Annotated in this window: 17 protein-coding genes and 2 pseudogenes; 2 read left to right on the forward strand and 17 right to left on the reverse strand. The window is 64.8% G+C overall.

The window, feature by feature from the left end; translation table 11 throughout:
- Position 1: 1 nt before the first annotated feature.
- From BMG07_RS06790 to BMG07_RS06835, 11 genes and pseudogenes are all read right to left on the reverse strand, one after another.
- Positions 2 to 1,222, reverse strand: a complete 1,221-nt coding sequence (locus BMG07_RS06790; protein WP_198083912.1) for an alpha/beta fold hydrolase — start codon at positions 1,220 to 1,222, stop codon at positions 2 to 4.
- Position 1,223: 1 nt separating this feature from the next.
- Positions 1,224 to 1,919, reverse strand: a complete 696-nt coding sequence (locus tag BMG07_RS06795) for an NAD(P)-dependent oxidoreductase (protein WP_269758736.1) — start codon at positions 1,917 to 1,919, stop codon at positions 1,224 to 1,226.
- Between the two features lie 118 nt (positions 1,920 to 2,037).
- Positions 2,038 to 2,121 (reverse strand): annotated as a pseudogene (locus BMG07_RS44025) (NAD(P)-binding domain-containing protein); the annotation flags it as partial.
- On the reverse strand, positions 2,121 to 2,498 hold the full coding sequence (gene pcaC / locus BMG07_RS06800) for a 4-carboxymuconolactone decarboxylase (RefSeq protein WP_198083913.1): 378 nt from the start codon (positions 2,496 to 2,498) through the stop codon (positions 2,121 to 2,123). The pseudogene BMG07_RS44025 and the gene pcaC, both read right to left, overlap by 1 nt.
- 26 nt (positions 2,499 to 2,524) lie before the next feature.
- A pseudogene (locus BMG07_RS06805) lies at positions 2,525 to 3,279 on the reverse strand (glucose 1-dehydrogenase).
- A gap of 45 nt (positions 3,280 to 3,324) precedes the next feature.
- Positions 3,325 to 3,999, reverse strand: a complete 675-nt coding sequence (locus tag BMG07_RS06810; RefSeq protein ID WP_198083914.1) for an ABC transporter ATP-binding protein — start codon at positions 3,997 to 3,999, stop codon at positions 3,325 to 3,327.
- Positions 3,999 to 4,742, reverse strand: coding sequence for an ABC transporter ATP-binding protein (locus BMG07_RS06815; protein WP_198083915.1), 744 nt, complete (start codon positions 4,740 to 4,742; stop codon positions 3,999 to 4,001). Before BMG07_RS06815 ends, BMG07_RS06810 begins: the two co-directional genes overlap by 1 nt.
- The gene (locus BMG07_RS06820) at positions 4,712 to 5,695 is read right to left on the reverse strand and encodes a branched-chain amino acid ABC transporter permease (protein ID WP_198083916.1); all 984 of its coding nucleotides are present in this window, start codon (positions 5,693 to 5,695) and stop codon (positions 4,712 to 4,714) included. The genes BMG07_RS06815 and BMG07_RS06820 overlap by 31 nt, the downstream gene beginning before the upstream one ends.
- On the reverse strand, positions 5,695 to 6,600 hold the full coding sequence (locus BMG07_RS06825) for a branched-chain amino acid ABC transporter permease (RefSeq protein WP_198083917.1): 906 nt from the start codon (positions 6,598 to 6,600) through the stop codon (positions 5,695 to 5,697). Before BMG07_RS06825 ends, BMG07_RS06820 begins: the two co-directional genes overlap by 1 nt.
- 11 nt (positions 6,601 to 6,611) lie before the next feature.
- A complete protein-coding gene (locus BMG07_RS06830) occupies positions 6,612 to 7,934 on the reverse strand; it encodes an ABC transporter substrate-binding protein (RefSeq protein WP_198083918.1) in 1,323 nt (440 codons plus the stop codon).
- 16 nt (positions 7,935 to 7,950) lie between these two features.
- Positions 7,951 to 9,255: an ABC transporter substrate-binding protein gene (locus BMG07_RS06835; protein ID WP_307866887.1), complete on the reverse strand. Its 1,305-nt coding sequence runs from the start codon at positions 9,253 to 9,255 to the stop codon at positions 7,951 to 7,953.
- A gap of 192 nt (positions 9,256 to 9,447) precedes the next feature.
- Between BMG07_RS06835 and BMG07_RS06840 the strand changes: the two genes are divergently transcribed.
- Entirely contained in the window at positions 9,448 to 10,134 is a 687-nt protein-coding gene (locus BMG07_RS06840; RefSeq protein ID WP_198083919.1) for a GntR family transcriptional regulator, read from the forward strand.
- A gap of 16 nt (positions 10,135 to 10,150) precedes the next feature.
- Here BMG07_RS06840 and BMG07_RS06845 read toward each other — a convergent pair whose 3' ends face one another.
- The 6 genes from BMG07_RS06845 to BMG07_RS06870 form a co-directional block, all read right to left on the reverse strand.
- On the reverse strand, positions 10,151 to 11,080 hold the full coding sequence (locus BMG07_RS06845; protein WP_198083920.1) for a LysR substrate-binding domain-containing protein: 930 nt from the start codon (positions 11,078 to 11,080) through the stop codon (positions 10,151 to 10,153).
- A gap of 103 nt (positions 11,081 to 11,183) precedes the next feature.
- The gene (locus BMG07_RS06850) at positions 11,184 to 11,981 is read right to left on the reverse strand and encodes a hypothetical protein (protein WP_198083921.1); all 798 of its coding nucleotides are present in this window, start codon (positions 11,979 to 11,981) and stop codon (positions 11,184 to 11,186) included.
- 27 nt (positions 11,982 to 12,008) lie between these two features.
- Entirely contained in the window at positions 12,009 to 12,797 is a 789-nt protein-coding gene (locus BMG07_RS06855; protein ID WP_198083922.1) for an SDR family NAD(P)-dependent oxidoreductase, read from the reverse strand.
- A gap of 246 nt (positions 12,798 to 13,043) precedes the next feature.
- Positions 13,044 to 14,609, reverse strand: a complete 1,566-nt coding sequence (locus tag BMG07_RS06860) for an AMP-binding protein (protein WP_198083923.1) — start codon at positions 14,607 to 14,609, stop codon at positions 13,044 to 13,046.
- The gene (locus tag BMG07_RS06865) at positions 14,606 to 15,934 is read right to left on the reverse strand and encodes a carboxyl transferase domain-containing protein (protein WP_198083924.1); all 1,329 of its coding nucleotides are present in this window, start codon (positions 15,932 to 15,934) and stop codon (positions 14,606 to 14,608) included. Before BMG07_RS06865 ends, BMG07_RS06860 begins: the two co-directional genes overlap by 4 nt.
- Before the next feature lie 213 nt (positions 15,935 to 16,147).
- The gene (locus BMG07_RS06870) at positions 16,148 to 17,002 is read right to left on the reverse strand and encodes an alpha/beta fold hydrolase (RefSeq protein WP_198083925.1); all 855 of its coding nucleotides are present in this window, start codon (positions 17,000 to 17,002) and stop codon (positions 16,148 to 16,150) included.
- A gap of 210 nt (positions 17,003 to 17,212) precedes the next feature.
- Here BMG07_RS06870 and BMG07_RS06875 point away from each other — a divergent pair, with 210 nt between their 5' ends.
- Positions 17,213 to 18,142: a LysR substrate-binding domain-containing protein gene (locus BMG07_RS06875; protein WP_198083926.1), complete on the forward strand. Its 930-nt coding sequence runs from the start codon at positions 17,213 to 17,215 to the stop codon at positions 18,140 to 18,142.
- The last annotated feature ends 197 nt before the right edge of the window (positions 18,143 to 18,339 follow it).

The following is an 18,339-nucleotide window of genomic DNA, read 5'->3' on the forward strand; positions in this document are numbered from 1 at the left end:
TTCAGGCCAGCCGGCCTGCAATATGCGTCAGTGCGGGGTGCAGATGCCGCAGCAGCGCGGCCGGGTTCTCGGTCATGGGGAAGTGACCGAGTTCCGGCATCTCCGTGAAACGGGCTCCCGGAATCATCCGGGCCACGGCTCTGGAATCCGCCGGGGTCGCCGAGTGGTCGTAGGAGCCCGTCAGCAGCTCGATTGGCCGCTCCCGGCCGTCCAGTCCCGCAACATCGCGTTCGGCGTCGAAATCGTCGCTGTAGAAGGCGAGGTCGCCGGGATAGATGCCGTAGCCCCCTTGCGAATAGATCCATGCGGCGTACCGGCGATGGGAGAGCGGACTGCCGGGGGCCAGCAGGCCTCGCACGTAACTGGGGTTGTGTGCCGCCTGGTTCACCTGCGCGTGGGCCAGCAGCGGCGTGCGTCTCCCCGGAGAGCGCAGCGGCGCTTCCAGGGCGACGGCTCCAAGAATCCATTCGGGCGCTTCTCGCGCCAGATGCAGTGCCATTGCGGCCCCCATGGAGCATCCCATCACGACGACAGGCCGGCGCAAGACCTGCGCCACGAAGGCGACGCAGATCTCGGCATACCAGTCGCGCCGCAGGCGATAGCCTTCCCAGCCTTCCCCGGGCAGCGGATCCGAGCGTCCATGGCCGGGCATGTCAAAAGCATGCAGGCTCCAGTGGCGCTGCAGTTTTTTATCGGCCATCAAGGCGTGGTACTGGCGTCCGTCCGCGCCGGCTGTGTGCAGCATGAGCAGGGCCGGCGCGTCGGTTCTACTGACGGATTCATGGAACAACGAGACGGCTCGGCCCCCTGTCAGGCCGCGCACGAGCGCATAGGAGCCGGTCAGGTGCTGTCGGTCGATGAAATCCTGCGCGCCAGCATCGATCTGGCCGCGCAGGATCTCGAACCACCGCTCGATGGCATGCAGCGCCTGTGCGCGGGCCACGGCATCGGCCTCGACGGTGAAGCCGGGTTGCCGGGATGCGGCAGCGAAAGAGTGCCAGCCTGGCCGAGGGATCGGTTGTGCGATGTATTCCCAGATATCGGGGGCCGCCGAGAGGCGCACCCGCTCGGCGCCACCCATGTGGACGGTGGTCGGCTCGGCGCCGTCGCCGAGCACAACCGCTTCCACCGTGGCGCCCAGTCCCGAGCAGGCGGCCTGGAACTCTGCATCCCGCAGCGCGGCCTGGGCAGCCTTGCGCAGTCGAACGGCGATGGGGTTCACTTCAGTCTCCCGATGCCGCCAGCCAGCGGTACATTTCGGTGTGGTCCGCGCCGGGGCCCAGTTCAGCAGATGCTTTTCTCCACATCTGCAGCACTTCTTCGCCGAGTTGCATCGGGCGGCCGATGTCGCGTCCGAGGGACATCGCGATACCGAGGTCCTTGGCCATCAGCGCAAGCGAGAAGCCCGAGTTGAACGCTGCGCTCAGCATGAAGGGCTTGACCTTGTTTTCGGTCGTGTTGTTCTTGCCGGTGGAACTGTTGAATACATCCGTCATCACCGCGGGATCGAGTCCGAACTGACGGCCCAGTTGCAACGCTTCGACGGTGGCCAGCAGGCCCGCCGCGGAGACGTAGTTGTTCAACGCCTTCATGGCATGTCCGGCACCAGCCGGGCCGACGTGGGTCAATGTCGTTCCCATGTGCGCGAGCAGCGGGCGCTGGGCTTCGATCACGGAAGTTTCCCCGCCCGCCATGATGGCCAGCGTGCCCTGGATCGCTCGCTTCACGCCGCCGGAGACCGGCGCATCGATGAAGCGCTTGCCTGCGTCGTTCAGCGCCTGGGCCAGCAGGCGGGTCCGCAGGGGCTGCGAAGAACTCATGTCGATGACCACGGCGCCGGCGCGCAGAATCGACGCCAGCCCCTTCCGGCTGGCCTGCCCCAGGACCACCCCGTCCACGACGTCCGAGTCCGGCAGCATCAGGATCACCGCGTCGCAGGGGCCGAATGCTTCGAGGTCGCCAGCCAGCAGCGCCCGGGTGTGCCTTGGCGAAACGGTCGCCGCTGGCCATATTCGCATCGTGCACGGTCAGCGGATAGCCTGCCGCGTGGAGGCGGGCTGCCATCGGGTGCCCCATGCTTCCGAGGCCGATGAACCCGACCTTGACGTTCTGCATGGGCATCAGATCCCCATGTCCTTGAAGACTTCCTTGGCGGTGCGGAAGCTGTCGATCGCCGCGGGGACACCGCAGTAGATCGCGGTCTGCAGGAAGACTTCCTTGATCTCGTCCTTGCTCAATCCGTTGTTGATGGCGCCCCGCACGTGCAGCTTGAGTTCGTGCGGCCGGTTCAGGGCGGTGATCATTGCCAGGTTCAGGAAGCTGCGCGTGCGGCGATCCAGGCCCGGGCGGTTCCAGACGTCGCCCCAGCAGTACTGGGTGACCAACTCCTGCATGGGCATGTTGAAGTCGTCGGCGTTCTTGATCGACGCATCGACGTACTCGGCCCCGAGCACCTCGCGGCGCGTCTTCAGACCCTTGTCAAAAAGTTCCTTGTTCATTGCATGCTCCTGTTGAAGTGGATTGATCAAATGGTTCGGCCGCCGTCCACGGGGAACTCGAGGCCGGTGAAGAATTCAGCGCTATCGCTGGCGAGGAAAACCGCCGCGGCCGCGACGTCCCTGGGTTCCGAGAACGCCCGAGCGGGATCGTGGTCAGGAATTTCGCGCGGTTCTCAGGGGTGTCGGGCATGCCGAGGAACTGCTCGAACATGGCCGTCAGTCCCATCACCGGGCAGATCGCATTGACACGGATCTTTTCGGGGCCCAGTTCGACGGCCATGGCTTTCGACAGCAGATTGACCGCGCCCTTCGAGGCGTTGTACCAAGTGAGGCCGGGGCGCGGGCGAATGCCCGCTGTGGAGCCCACGTTGAGAATCACGCCGCCGGTGCCACGCGCCCGCAGCACGGGCAGCACGGCGTTCGTCATGTAGTAGATTGACTTCACGTTGATCGCGAACACGCGGTCGAACGTCGCTTCGTCGACCTGCAGCATCGGCTGGTTGTCGTGCGTCATTCCTGCGTTGTTGACGACGATGTCCGGGACCCCGAAGGTGTTCACACAATGCTGGACCATCGCGTCGACATCCTGGCGCGCCGAGACGTCGCACGCGAAGGCGGTCGCGCTGGCGCCCAATGCGTCCGCGACCCTGCGGGCGCCGTCGCCGTTGATGTCCGCCACCACGACCTTGGCTCCCTGGGCGACGTAGGCGTGGGCGATGCCTTCGCCGAAGCCGCTGGCGGCGCCGGTCACGATGGCGATCTTGTTGTTCAATTGGCTCATGGGATGGCTCTCTCCTTCACGGATAGGGGGAATGGGAATAGGTGTTCAGCCCACGCAGGCTGCGGCATTGGGCTGCAGGGCGCCGCGCTCCAGCGTCAGCGTCTGGTCGGGGATGTCGCCCAGCAAGCTGGCGTTCGACTCGGTCACGACGACGCACAGGTCGGGCCGCAGCTGGCGCAATCGCCCCAGGGCTTCGGCGTACTGCAGCGCCAAAACCGGCGCCAGGCCCTGGAAGGGCTCGTCAAGCAAGACGACACGGGTGCCGACCATCAGGGCCCGCCCCAGGGCCACCATCTTTCCCTGGCCCCCCGAGAGCGCGGCGCCGGAGCGATTGCACAGTTCCTTGAGCTGTGGAACCACTTGGAAGACAGAGTCGAGTCGCAACCGGATCTCCGCTTCGCCGAGGCGGAGCACTTCGCACGGCATGCGCAGGTTCTCAAGCACGGACAGAGTCGGAAAAATGACACGGTCCTCCGGTGCGTAGCCGATGCCCAGGGCGGCGCGGCGATGGCCCGCAAGGCCCACAAGCTCATGGCCGTCCAGGCTGATCGAGCCCGCCTTCGCGCCCAACAGACCCATGATCGTGCGCAGCATGGTGGTCTTGCCGGCGCCATTGCGCCCGACCACCGCCACGGTGGTCGCGGCCTGCAACTCGGCGCTCACGGACCGCAGGACGCTGGTGCCAGCCAGCTCCACACTCACGTGTTCCAGTTTCAGCATCACGCGCTCCCCAGAATTTCACGTCGGACCTGCTCGTTGCGCAGCACTTCGGCCGGAGGGCCGTCCGCGGCGACGCGGCCTGCAATCCAGGCAGCGACACGCGTGGCGTAGCGGTTGACGATGTCGATGTCGTGCTCGACGAACCAGCAGGTGACACGGCGCTCCTCGAGCGCGCCCATCAACGTGGCCATGAGGGTGTGCTTGTCTTCCGAAGCCACGCCGCTGGTGGGCTCATCCATGATCAGCAGCTTCGGGTTCAGCATCAGCGCCATGGCGACGTCGAGCAGCTTCCTGTGTCCTTCCGGAAGCGAGGACGCCGGCAGACTCGCGCGGTCGCGAAGTCCGACAAGTTCCAACGTGTGATCGATCTCGTGCTTGTCGACCGAATCGGAAAGCGCGCGGAAGACGCCGAGCTGACGCATCCGGGCCGCCGCGGCGATCTCGAGGCACTGCCGTACGGTGTGTTCCAGGAAGAGCTGAGGCAGCTGGAAGGAGCGCGCCAGGCCTCGATGGACGATCACGCGCGCAGGCAAGTGCGTGATGTCGCGACCATCGAAGAAGACGCGGCCGCTGCTGGGCTTCAGGAAGCCCGTGCAGATGTTGACGAAGGTGGTCTTTCCAGCCCCGTTCTGTCCGATCACCGCGAGGCGCTCGCCCGCATGCAACTCGAAGTCGATCTTGTCTGCGGCGACGACGCCACCGAAATGCAGCGTCAGGCCTTGCGTGCGAACCAGCGGTTCCATCTTGACTCCTTGTTTGCAGGTTGGACCCGCGTCGTGGAACGGCGCCACATGAGCCCGACGATGCCTTCGGGTGCGGCGAGAATCACTGCGATCAAGGTGCCGCCGAGCAGCATCTGCCAGACGCCGGTCAAGTAGGCACCGGCGAACAGCTTGACGAGCTCGAAGACAAGGGCGCCGACGAACGCGCCGAATGCATGGCCGGCGCCGCCCAGAATGGCGATGAACACATACTCGCCCGAGCGCAGCCAGGAACCCATGTCGGGAGTCACCAGTCCCTGAATCAGTGCGAAGAGCGCGCCGGACAATCCCACCAGAGCCACGGACAGCATGTAGCCTTGCCACAGGATCCGCCGAGCGGAAAGGCCGAGGTATTCCAGCCGTGTTTCGTTCGTCTTCAGCCCGGCCATGGCTTCGCCACTCGCGGAGCGGAAGTAGCGCTGGACCAGCCATCCCAGGCCGATGGAGAGCAGCAACGAAATGACCAGTAGGGCGGTCTCGAAATGGCCCCGGTCCAGCTCGATGCCCAACAGGTGCGGTCGGACGATGCGCAGTCCGTCGGTGCCTCCCGTCCAGGTGTAGAGCTTGCCGATGAGCGAGTACAGCACCATGCACACGGCAAGATTGAGCATGCCGAAAAAGATGCCGCGGTAGCGCACCACGAACAGGCCGACGATGGCGCCCACGCACAGGCTTGCGAACGTTCCCGCAACGATCAGCGTGAGCGCATCGAGTTGCGGCCAGGCGCGCGCCAGGAACGCGACGGCGTAGCCTGAAACGCAGGCATACAGAGCGTGTCCGAACGAGATCTGCCCTGCGCGCATCAGGACGGAGACGCCCAGGGCCGCCAGACCGAAACTGAGCGAGACGATGGCAGGGGTCTTGGTCCAGGGAGCCAGCAGACCCAACAGCAGTACCAGGGCGGAACCAACGAAAACAAGAAACCGAATCAGCATCAGATCCTCCGGGCCTGGGCGACCGTGAACAGGCCATTCGGGCGGACCAGGAGTACCGCCACCATGATCAGGTAGGGAACGGCCACCTCGAGCTCTGGCAGGGTGTAGACGGCCATGGCACGGGCCAGGCCGATCAGGACGGCGGCAATCAGTGCGCCGGTGATCTGCCCCAGTCCCGCGGTGGCCACGACGGCGAACGAGAGAACGATCATGTCGGTCCCCGCGCCGGGCACGAGCGACGTGGTCGGCGCCGCCAGGGCTCCGCCCAGCGCGCCCAGGACTCCTCCGAGGACGAAGGTCAACAGACCGATCCGCTTCGCGTTGATGCCCAGAGCCGTTGCCACTTCCCGGTTGTGAGTGACCACCACGAGCTGGCGTCCCAGCGGCGTGCGTCGCAGGAAGTACAGCAGGCCAAGGTAGATCGAAAGGGCCACCGCCGGAACCAGGATCAGTTGGTACCGCGTGTAGGTCACGTCGAAGAGGTCCAGTGTCCCGAGCCTGGAGACGATGTCACTCGCCGTATAGGGCTCCGTTCCCCAGATCAGTCGCTGGACATCCTCGAGCACCATGAAGGCCGCGAAGGTCACGAGGAGTTGCAGGATCGGGTCCTTGTCCTGGACGCGGCGCAGCAGCCCGGCTTCCAGGCCCGATCCGAGGATCACGCCCACGACCAGTGCCGCGCACAGAAGTCCGGCCAGCAGGACGACGGTTCCGGCGTCGGCCTTGATCAGCAGCGCGGTGATGGTCGCCGCCGTGTAGCCGCCGAAGGCGTACAGAGCGCCGTGAGCGACGTTGACGATGCCCATCACACCGAAGATGAGCGTCAGACCCAATGAGACGAGGAACAGGAGGCCGGCGTAGGAGATGCCGTCCGCCAGCGCCAGCAGGAAAAGATCGAGTGTCATGCGAAGCGGTCTCAGCGTGGAGCGGTGATGGCGCGGATGCGATCGCTGCGCACGATGGCCGGGTCGAGCGTTCCGATCCACTCCGAACTCTTGCGGCCGACGGGTGTGGCAACGAGTTCGGCAGGCACGTAGATCAGCTGGTCCACGATCGGGAAGGGGTAGTCCGGCACAGTTCGGGTGATGCCCATCAGTTGGCCCTGCATCGCCTGGCCGTCCTCGCGGATGCGTATCGGGCGCGAGAGTCCCTGGAACTGCAGCCCGCGCATGGCCTGTGCCACCTGTTCCGTGCTGGGCCATTGGCCCTTGCCGGACTTGCGCGCCGCGGCATGTGCGTCGGCCCAGGCCTGCAGGCCCGCGACGAGCTGGGAGACGGCGAAGATCGGGTAGCTGCCTGTCTTGGCGCGGAAGGTACCGACGAAGGCTTTGTGCCTGGGGTCCGACGCGAACTCGGGATCGGCGAAGTAGGCGTCGCCACGCATGCCGACCATCACGCCCTGCGGCATCGATTTCCCGAGCCGCTCGATCGACCCCTCGCCGATGCTCAGCAGCCATTGCGATGTCTTGTGCAAGCCTCGCTGCGTGCTTTGGCGGATGAGGGTGTCGAGGTCGCCGCCCCAGGCCGAGGAAAAGACGACCTCGGGCTTGAGGGCTTGCAGGCGCGTGATTTCGGTGGAGTAGTCTGGAGCCCCCAGCTTGGGGAACAGCTCGGCCACGATCTTCACGTCAGGCTTGAGCGTCAGTAGCGCCTTGCGGAACATCTCCCAGGAGTCACGCCCCCAGGAGTAGTCCTGGTTGACCACGGCGACCGTCTTGACGTTGGGGCGCACCCGCAGCAGATGGATGGCTGCCGAGACCATTTCCATCTCGGCGTTGGAGACGGTGCGGAACACGTATTTGTACTGCCTGTCCTCGAGCAGCTTCTCCGTGCCGCAGTTCCACATGACGTTGAGGACCTTCAGATCTTCGGCCACGGGCGCCACCGTATTGCAGGTGCCGCTGGAGATGGCCGCGAACATGACCTTCACCCCCTGCTCCTGAACAAGACGCCGGTACTCGGTCAGCAGCTTCTCGGTTCCGAGGCCTTCGTCGAGAAAATGGGGCACCAGCTTGGCGCCGTCGATGCCGCCAACCGCATTGACCTGGTCGATCCAGACTTGCGCACCCGCTTTCGCGGGTATGCCCTGAACCGCGCCGGCGCCCGACATGAAGGTGGCGATGCCGATGTGCAATTCGGCCGGCTTCGCGGTCTGTGCGTATGCGCCTGTCGCGGCGGTGCTGATCGCCAGGGCCGCCAACGTCAGCTTTCGTGCGAAATGATGAATGGAGTTCTTCATTGCCGACGGTCCTTGACTAGCGCGCGCCGATTGTCTTGATTTGCGGGGACTTCAGCAGCTCGGGCTTGAGGGTTTTGACCCAGTCGGTGGACTTCTGCCCCGCGGGCGCCGTGACCATCTCGGCCGGGATGTAGGTGAGTTGGTCGATCACGGGGAATGGGTGCAGGGGCGTCATCTTCGTGACGCCAAGCAGCGATCCCTGCAGGGCCTGCCCGTCCTCACGCATGCGGATCGGGCGCGACAGCGACCGGTATTCCAGGCTGCGCATGGCGCTGGCAACCTGCTCCGTGTTCGGCCACTGCCCGCCGTTGTCCTTCATCGCCTTGACATGGGCATCCACCATGGCCTGCAGTGCTTGCGTGATGTGGCCGACGGGGTAGATCGGATAGGCACCGGTCTTCGCGCGGAACTTCTCGACGAACGCCTTGACCTTCGGGTCGTTCTGGAACTCCGGGTCGGCAAAGTAGACGTCACCCTGCATGCCGACCAGCACCCCGTCTGGCACCGTGTTGCCCAGAAGCTGCAGCGAGCTCTCCAGCAGCGGCATGACGAACTGGCTGTTCTTGAACAGGCCGCGCTGGGAGGCCTGGCGGACGAAGGTGGCCGCATCGCCACCCCACATGTTCGAGAACACGATGTCCGGCTTGATCGCCGCCAAACGGGTGATCTCGGTCGAGTAGTCCGATGCGCCCAGTTTCGGGAAAATCTCCGCCACGAACTTCACGTCCGGCTTGAGGGCCGTGAGCGCGCCGCGAAACAGCTCCCATGCGTCACGGCCCGAGGCGTAGTCGGGGTTCACGATGGCGACCGTCTTGAAGTCCGGCTTGGTGCGCAACAGGTGGATCGTCGCCGCGATGATCTGCTGTGCCGACTGCGACGTCGTGCGAAAGACGTACTTGTAGCGGTGCTCTTCCAGGATCTTCTGAGTACTGCAATCCCACATGATGTTGAGCACCTTGAGATCCTCCGCGACCGGAGCAACGATGTTGCAGTTCCCGCTGGAGATCGAAGCAAGCATGACCTTGATGCCCTGGTCTTGCACGAGGCGCCGATACTCGGACAGAAGTTTGTCGCCGCCCAGTCCCTCGTCGATATAGACGGGCGCGAGCTTGGTGCCGTTGATTCCGCCGGCGGCGTTGAACTCTTCGATCCATTGTTCCGCCGCCGCCTTGGCGGGAACGCCGAACACCGCGGCCGATCCTGAAAGGAACGTGGTGATGCCGATCTTGAGTTCGGCGGGCTTCGGTGTTTGTGCGTGCACGGAAAGGGCCGCGCCGCAAACCAACGCGCCGATGGCGCGCAATAGCTTGATATGTCTCACTGTGTCTCCTTTTGCGCAGCTGTGAACTGCATTTGTCCGGCACCTTCGTGTGCCTTTGCGGAGACTCTATGGCCGGACCTCGTGGGTGGTCCAATACAGATTTACGATTGTCGTACAATCAGTTTTGTTATGGATGGCGGGATGCGGCTTTGGCATACTCGCTGCGATGCGTTTTCCAGAGAGGCGAGGCCCATGAATGACGACGTGCTCTCCATTTCGCGCGAGTCGAGTTCTCTGCGCTCCCAAGTCTCGGATCGTCTTCGGCAGGCGATCCTGAGCGGGCGTTTCCCTCCAGGTGCGAAGCTGGTCGAGCGCGAGCTGTGCGAGTCGCTGGACATCAGCAGGACGCTGTTGCGCGAAGCCCTTCAGCATCTGCAGGCGGAGGGGCTCATCCAGATCGTGCCGCACCGAGGCCCCTCCGTTGCGAGCCTTTCCGCGCAGGAGGCGCGTGACATCTATCGCGTGCGCGAATCGCTCGAGGCGTTGGCGGGCGAGGGCTTTGCCCGACATGCGACCGCGCAGCAGATGCAGCGCCTGCGCGAGACCCTTGATGCGCTGGAGGCGATCGGCCAGCCCGTGTCCACCGAGAAATTGCTGGAGGCCAAGAATCGCTTCTATTCGATTCTGTTGGAGGGTTGCGGCAACAGTATCGTGGGGCAGATGCTGACCCAGCTCAACAACAGGGTGACCCTCCTGCGGCGCAGATCACTGAGCCAGCCCGGTCGCTTGCCGCAGACATTGGCCGAACTGCGTGAGATCGTCGATGCCCTGGAAGCAAGGGATACACGGCGCGCACGGAGCCTTTGCGCCGCACATGTGCGCAAGGCGGCTCAGGTCGCTGCCGCAAGCTTCGTGCAGGCGTCGAACGCAGCGAAGTGACACGCTCGCGCTGAAATCACACGTGCAGCCGCGCCGGCCAGCTGCCCGACTGGACCAGCTCGGTGACTTGCAGGCGCATCGCCTCCAGCACCTTGTCGCGGGCAAACGATGGCGCGCGCTCGTTTCGAAAGGCAAGAACGGCGGTGCGCATGACGACGGGGTCGACGATGCGGCGGACCCTGACCTCCTGCCTCTGGAGCTCGCCCGCGATGGCGGCGTGGGACAGGATGGTGTGACCCAGTCCCGCGGCAACTGCCTTCTTGATGTTTGCCAGGGCATCTATTTCCACCTCGACGTTCAACTGCAGATCGGCGGCTTGCGCCGCGCGCTCGATCACGGTCCTCAGGCCGTGGCCGCGCGCCGGAAGCAGAAGAGGCAGCGACGCGACCTCGTCCATGGTGGCGGTGTCGCCGTCGCGCTCACCCGCCGCACGGATGGGGCTGACCAGAAACAGGTCCTCGTCCAGAAGCGGTACGGTCTTGAGCCCCTTGCGGGCCGGTGCATCAAAAAGGACTGCGGCGTCGAGGCGGCCGTCCAGCAGCCATTCGAGCAGCCAGCCCGAATGAGCTTCCACGAGGCGCAGAGCCACCCGCGGCCAGTTGCGGCGGACCTGGGTCACCAACGGCAGGGTGAGCACCATGGAGATGGTGCAGGGCAGGCCCAGGGCCACATTCCCCTGTACATCTTCGCCGGCATGGCGGGCCGCGTCCTTGGCCAGCTCCACACTTCTGAACAGCTCGTGCCCGTGTTCGGACAGTGCCTTTCCGGCGGGCGTCAGTTCCACGCCTTTGGAAGTTCGCGCAAACAGCCGGACGCCCAGTTCATCCTCCAGCCGTGCCACATGGGACGACAGGGCGGGCTGCGCCACGTGAGCGCGTTCCGCGGCGCGCGTGAATCCTCCAGCCTCCGCGACCAGCAGGAAGTAGCGAAGTTGCCGCAGATCCATCTCGAATCGCCTACGTCCGGCGGCTGCGCGCCGATGCGGTGCCGGCGGCGCCAGCGCCGAAGCGCCTGCTGTCCGCTGTCGAGAAGGAAGACCGGCGCGGCATTTACACGGTCGCCACGATATGGTCCTGACGGGCGCCGCGGGCTTCGAGCTCCACCTCGCCGCCCGCGATCGGCGGCCGAGCGCGATAGACGAGCACGCCCTGGCGCAGGGTCTGCCCCACCTCGCCAAGAAGTGCCGGCCCCCACAGGTCGGGAATCTCGTGGACATGGAAGATTGCGAGCTGATTCGCGCTGTGCCACGACAGTCCCAGCTTGGCGAGGCTTGATGCGATCACGTCGATGGTGTAGCGGGCGCGCCGATGCATCGCGGCAGGACTCGTTTCGCCCTCGGCGATGACTCTGCCTTGAGGGTCGATGTCGGCGGTGCCGGAAAGACAGAAACTCACGCCCGGTGACGATGCGGGCCTCGTATAGCTGAATGCGCAAACCGAAGCGGTTGATGGCGGCTGTATGGCGAGCGCGATGTTTGACCGGCACACGCCGCTGAAGTCGCCGTGCATCAGCCCCCATTGGTGCAAGCGCTGAAGGTAGGGGCCATTGAAGCTGGACCAATTGTCCATCGTCAACGGGGCGGGCTGGCGCATCTCGATTCCGCAGAATGCCTGGACCGGCCGGCCGACGCTGGCCAGATGCGCCTCGATGAATGCATAGGCCTGCTCCAGCGGCAACCAGGGTGCGAGCTGCACACGAACAACCTCGAAGCCTTCGTACGGCAGGATGCCTGTGCAGTACGCCGCGCCGGCCGGCAGGACTCTGTAGGCCCCTGCCGGGTTGTCGATCAGGGCGGAGGCCGCGACAGTGGAAATGACGGTCTTGGGATTGCTGGTTTCGTTCTTCATGGAGTGATTCCTGGAATGGAAGCCGGGCTATGGCTCCTGGAGTGACGGAGCATCGAACCAGTTGGTCAGCGAAAGCCCACCGTCGACGACGATCTCGGAGCCTGTGACATAGGCCGCGGTGCGGCTCGACAGCACGGCCAGTGCCATTGGTACGAGGTCCTCCGCGCTTCCCAGACGGCCCAGGGGGATGTGCCGTGCCAATGCAGGATCGGCCACGAATCCGCCGGCGGCAATGGCCCCTGGGACCAATGCGTTGACACGGATGCCGAAGCGGCCGAAGGTCTTGGCCAGTTCCATCACCAGCATCGACAGCGCCGCTTTGGACGAGCTGTAGTGCGGCAGGTTGCGTGGCGTGGCGGCATGCAGGGATGTCAGCATCAGGAAGGAGCCTGGCGCACGGGCCGCGATGAGTTGGCGTGCAAGGTCGCGGGCCAGATGGAAGCCTGCGTCGACATTGACCGCGCGCATCTGTTCCCATGTCTCTGGCCTCACCGCCAGTGCGTGGTCCGCTTCATGCCGCTTCGGCGACGCGCTGTGCACGAAATGCGAAACCCGGCCCACCGTGGATTGGGCATGTGCCAGCAGCGCATCGCGCGCATCGCGGATCGCCAGGTCGCCGGCCCAGGGGACCGCCAAGTCTGGGCGGGCCGATGCAGCGACCGCGGCCCTGACCGCTTCCGGGTGAACATCCGCAAACACGGTGCGCACGCCTTCCGCGACGAGCCCTTGCGCGATGGCGCGGCCGATGCCATTGCCCGCACCGGTGACCAGCGCCACATCGCGTTCGGGATCGAAAAGACTGCTCAGAACGCTCATGGGTGTGACATCAGGAAAAGAGTGAGATGTGGAGGTAACGGGGGAGGGTGCACAGAGGTCGGCTCGACCCAGCGTCTTCCAGACGGCGCCAATGTATGGGTATTTGCGATAACGGGAAAATATGGAATGCCGATCGAGCAATCGCAATCTCTTATTGAGGCTTCGATTCGTTTCTTCCTGTCGATGCGGTTTGTGCGCAAGCGGGTGTCGCATGTGCGCGGCATGTGTTCGCCGACGAGAACGCGCTCATTCGGGCGCCCTTGTTTCGGGGCGCTCCGATTGCTGCAGGGCTGGACCCGGCTCTGTCAGCCATGCTCGCAACTGTGCTTTGAGAATCTTGCCCATCGTGTTGCGTGGCAGCTTTCCCACGATGTGTACCTGTTTCGGTACTTTGTAGTTCGCCAGCCTGGCCTTGCACCATTGAATGATCTGGATGGGCGTCGGCGGGGTTGCCGGATCGACAGGTACGACAAAGGCAACGACTGCTTCCCCGAAATCCGGGTGCGACATCGCAACGACGGCCGATTCCAGGACATTGCCGACTTCGTCGATCGCCGTCTCGACTTCAGCCGGGTAGACGTTGTAGCCTCCACTGATGATCAGGTCCTTGGCGCGTCCGGTGATTGCGACGTAGCCGTCCGCTGCGAAACAGCCAAGGTCGCCCGTGCGGAAGTAGCCATCGGCGCTGAACTCCTGTCGCGTCTGCTCCGGCAGGGCCCAGTAGCCGTTGAACAGGCCGGGGCCGCGTACCTGGATCATGCCGATGGTCCCGGTTGGCAATGACTGATCTTCAGCGTCCGCAATCCGCAGCTCCACGCCAGGCAATGGCAGGCCGACAGAGCCGGGGCGGCGTTCGCCGTCGAGCGGGTTGGAGCACAGGATCATCGTTTCCGTGGCCCCGTAGCGCTCGACGATCCGGTGGCCTGTGCGGGTTTCGAAGTCACTGTGGATCTCTGCGGAAAGCGCGGCGGAGCCGGACGTGAACAGCCGGATGCGGTCGCACGACGCGGGTGTGAGCCGATCGTCCGCCAGCAGGCGATGGTAGTACGTGGGAACGCCCATGAAGACGGTTGCCCGAGGCAGGGCCGCGACGATTTCACCAGCATCGAATCTCGGTTGGAACAACAGCCGCGCCCCGGCCACCAAGGCCACGTTCGACGAAATGAAAAGCCCATGTCCATGGAAGATCGGCAACGCATGGAGCAGCACGTCCGCCTGGCTGAACTGCCACTGGCCCATGAGCGTGAGCGCGCTGTGCGACATTGCGCGATGGCTCAACATGGCCCCCTTGGGGCGCCCCGTGGTCCCGGAGGTGTACAGCAAGGCGGCTACTTCGTCGCCATGGCAGGGCACGGTCCTGAAGACGTCGCCTCCCGGCGCGAACAGGCGTTCAAGGGAGCCGGCGCCGTGCGCGTCGAAGCTGAAGACCCGCGATGGTGTTTTTCCTGGATCAAGTCGTTCGAGCACCTCCGGGCGGTCGCCGTGGTGGATGAAGACGCGCGGTTGAGCGTCCGAGATCAGATACGCCAACTCGGCGGGCTGGTAGGCCGTGTTCAAGGGGAGGAACACGTAGCCGGCCCTGACGCAAGCCAGGTACAGCGCCAGCGCCTGAGGCGATTTTTCCACCTGAACTGCTACGCGGTCCCCCGGGGTACAGCCCGCTTGTGCCAAGGCGTTGGCGTAGCGCGCCGACTGCGCGTCCATCCTGCGCCGGGTCCACACCTCGCCGTCGGGAGTTTCGAGGCACGGGGCCCCTGGGTCTTCACGAACGTGGCGCGCGAAGAGGTCGTAGAAATTGCCTTCGTCGCTCATTGGATCGACCCCGCAGTGGCGCAACGCTCCGGAAACGGGAAATCGATGGCTGCTGTCTCGAGCGCTTCGGCAATGTTTCCCTCCTCGTCGCCTTGCGCCTTATGGAGGACTCGCATGGCGGCGGGCGGGAGCACGACCAGCCGGGAGCCCCGGGCCATCGCGACCGACGTGGCGCCGCTGCCCAATGCGCCCTGGATGCCGCCGCCACCCATGCCCGTGACGATGACGTCGATCCGCCGTCCCTGGCGATGCTGTACCCGCACGGTGATCGCCAGATGTGCCAGGAACTCGGAGAGCACGGGGCGTTCGTCCTCGGGCGTGGATGCATGGCCCGGCGAGTCGACGAGCACGCTGATTCGATGGCCGGCGAGGGCGGTTGCGTCAGCGCAGTGCAGCAATTCGCCGGCCAGCGCGAGCGCCTGATGCGCGTCAACTCCCCTTGGGGCCGACAGAACGAGCGCGCGGTGCGCGGGCTGGGCGTCGCTGGTCGCGATGCCGATGCCATGCGATTCCCGCAGTGTGTGGCCTTCCGGAAAGAGCGCCTGGAGGACGTCGTGATGGCTGGCGAAGGACTGGTGGCGCGCGTCCGGGGAGGCAAGCACGGCCTCGCAGTCTCGCAGGCGTTGCTTCAGCGTGACGCCTGCCGCACGAAGAGTTGCAGGGCTCACCCGATCTGGAGGCGGCGCGCGGAGCCAGTCGAGCACTGCTTCGCGGCAAGCGTCCGGATTCGGTTCGACCAGTTGGAATCCATCGGAGGTGGTCGCGCGGGCGTCCCCGCCCATGAGCGCACGGACGCTTGCCGGTTCGGCTGCATCGAAGCGTCGCGGTCCCACGGTCTGGGTGATGAGCCTGGGGCCGCTCATCGCAAAAAGACTGCCGGGCTGGATCAGCCTGTGCTCGCACAGGGCCGCCAACATGCTCGCGCCGCCGAAGGCGCTTTTCGATACCACGGCAAGCATGCGGACGCCGTCGATGCGCGCGTCTTGCGCTTCGCGCAAGATTCGGCGCAGCGAGGCGATGCCCGCCGTGCCATCCGTGACCCGGATGCCGCTCGTCTCCATCAGGAACACGACCGCCCATCGATCGGATCGTGCTTGCTCGAGAGCGGCAACGATCTGTTTCGCCTCCAGGGTCCCGATGGAGCCCTGCCGTTCTTCGTAGTGGAAGCACACACACAAAGCGGGCCTGCCTTCCAGCGTCAGCAAGCTGAACCTCAGGTCTCCGCAACCGAAGACGGCGGGGGAGGCAACCGAGGCGCAGGCGGCCAGCGCCTCCATCACCGACGCCGCGCACGCGGCTTTGGCGTGGGCTTCAGGGGATCGCATGCATGCCTCCCCCATCGGCGTCGAGCGCGACTGCGCCCAGGTGCGAAGCGCGGGCGCATGCCGGGAAGACTGCAAGATCGGCCATCTCCCGCGGCCGGCACAATCTTCCAAACGGCGGATGCGCGGGAGCTTCCGTTCGCCGTTCCGCATCGCCGAGCCGTTCCTGGGCCCGCACCCTGTACAAGGATCGCAGCCGCGCTGACCGGCGCCTTTTCATCCTTGCGCCCGGGCGCCATGTTCAGCCCCCGTGTGAGCGACCTCAGTCAGGAAGTCCGCGACGACGCGGTTGAATGCGTCGGGCTCTTCCAGATTCACCGTGTGGGTCGTTCGGGGCATCACGCATAGTCGTGCATCGGGGATGGTGCGCTTGAGGAACATGGCGGGTTCCAGGCAGAGTTCGTCGTCATCGCCAGTGATGACCAGCGTAGGCGCTCTCAATTGAGCGAGACGGTCCTGAAGCGCGTAGAGGGTAGGGCGACGCAACTGGCACCCGCGCGCCGTCAGGGCCGAGCCGGTGGCCGAGTGCTCGCCGCACTGGCGATTGAATTCTGCAAAACCACGGGGATCTTTTTCCTGGAAGCGCCGCCTGGCGGGGCTGTGAAGGTACTCGCGCATTCCATCCTGCATGCCCATCTGAAGCACGCGGTCCGCCAGCGCGTCGGTGGCCTGGAGAAACGCATCACGCTTGTCGGCATCGGAGCCGTGTCCCGCACCGGCGGCAACGATGGAGAGCGTCTTGGCGGGATGCGCGATAGCAAAGTTCAACGCGGCATAGCCGCCCATGGACAACCCGACGATGTGCGCCTGCTCCACGCCGCAGTGGCGCATGACATTGGCGATGTCCTCGACGGCATGCTCCTGGCTGTACAGCGCCAAATCCTCCGGCACGTCCGAAGGGGGGTAGCCACGGGCGTTGAAGGTGATGCAGCGGTAGCGGCGTGCAAAGAAACGCACCTGAGGTTCCCAGTTGCGCAGATCACCCGCGAACTCGTGCACGAAAACAATAGGGGTTCCGCAGCCGGCAGTCTCGACATACAAGCGCGCACCCTGGGATTCGGCGTAGGTCATGTGCGGGTTCTCGTCCTTGGTTGAGTTGAGCGATGGGAAGAATGGCTGGGCGACCCCCTCGGGCGCCAGGGGGCCAGCGAAGGACAAGGTGGTTGTTCATTCCGAGCCTGCGCCACAGTCTAGGATTCAATGGAATAATTTAAAAATATGGAATAGCGATCTCCGAATAAGAAATTCAGATCGACGGCGTCATGCATGGAGAGGGTGAAGATGGATTTCAAGCAGCTCAAGTACTTCACCGAGATTGCTGATTTCGGCAACATGACCCGCGCCGCCGAGTCGCTTTTCATTGCACAGCCTGCGTTGACTCAGCAGATTGCCAATCTGGAGGCCGAACTCGGCACGAGGGTCTTCGACAGAAGCACCCAGGGCGTGCGACTGACTTCAGCGGGCGACGTGCTGTATCGCCATGCCAGATCCTTGCTCAAGCAGATGGACGATGCCAAGGCAGCCGTCATTGACGAAAGCGATCATCCGAGTGGCCGCGTGACGATCGGCATTCCAGGGAGCACCGGCAAGATGCTGGCGGTGCCCTTGCTGAAAGCCATGTCGGCGCACGAGCGCATCCTGCTCGAGTTCGTGGAGCGTCCGAGCGCCGAACTGATGACGCTGGTGTCGCGGGGACGGCTCGATGTGGCCGTCGTCGTGGACGCCGTGCCTTGCCGCGGAGTGGCCCTCACGCGCCTCCTGATGGAAGATCTGTATGTCATTCGCCCTGCAGGCGAAGTCGCGTCCGGGCGGCCGATCACCTTGAAGGCGCTCGCTGCCCAGCCGCTTGTCCTGCCAACTGCGCCGAGTACGATCCGCCAGCGTGTCGACACGGCTTTCATGCAGTTCGGACTCAGATACCGTCTCGTCGGCGAGGTCAGCGCAACCGACATGCTGGTGCGCTTGGTGAGTGCCGGACTCGGTCTGACGGTGCTGCCGTGGGCGGCGGTGGCGGAAGAAGTTCAGCAGGGGACGGTCGACGCCCTCCAGCTGGCGAGACATCGTCTGCGGCGCGAGTTGGCCATCTGCGTGTCGGACGCCGTGCCTCTGAATCGAGCAGCAGATGTCGTGCGCGCAAGTGTCATCGACATCGTCTGCGGTCTCGTGAATTCCGGCGCTTGGCGCGGGGTGTACCGCGTAGGGCCCGCATAGTCACCATCATGGGCCGCGGCGATCGGTAGGTGTCGGCGGACAAATGAGCTACGGCGGCAACAGCGGCGCTGCCCCGTTACCGAGCCATGACCGCATGCCTGCGACTACGCACTGACGTGAACGACAAAGAGCCAAGAGGCCGGACTGAAAATGTGGGCTCGCCTCAGCCCGGCGCTATGAATTGGAAGGGGAATCAG

It is taken from the genome of Variovorax sp. E3 (assembly GCF_016082275.1).
Lineage (GTDB): Bacteria > Pseudomonadota > Gammaproteobacteria > Burkholderiales > Burkholderiaceae_C > Variovorax.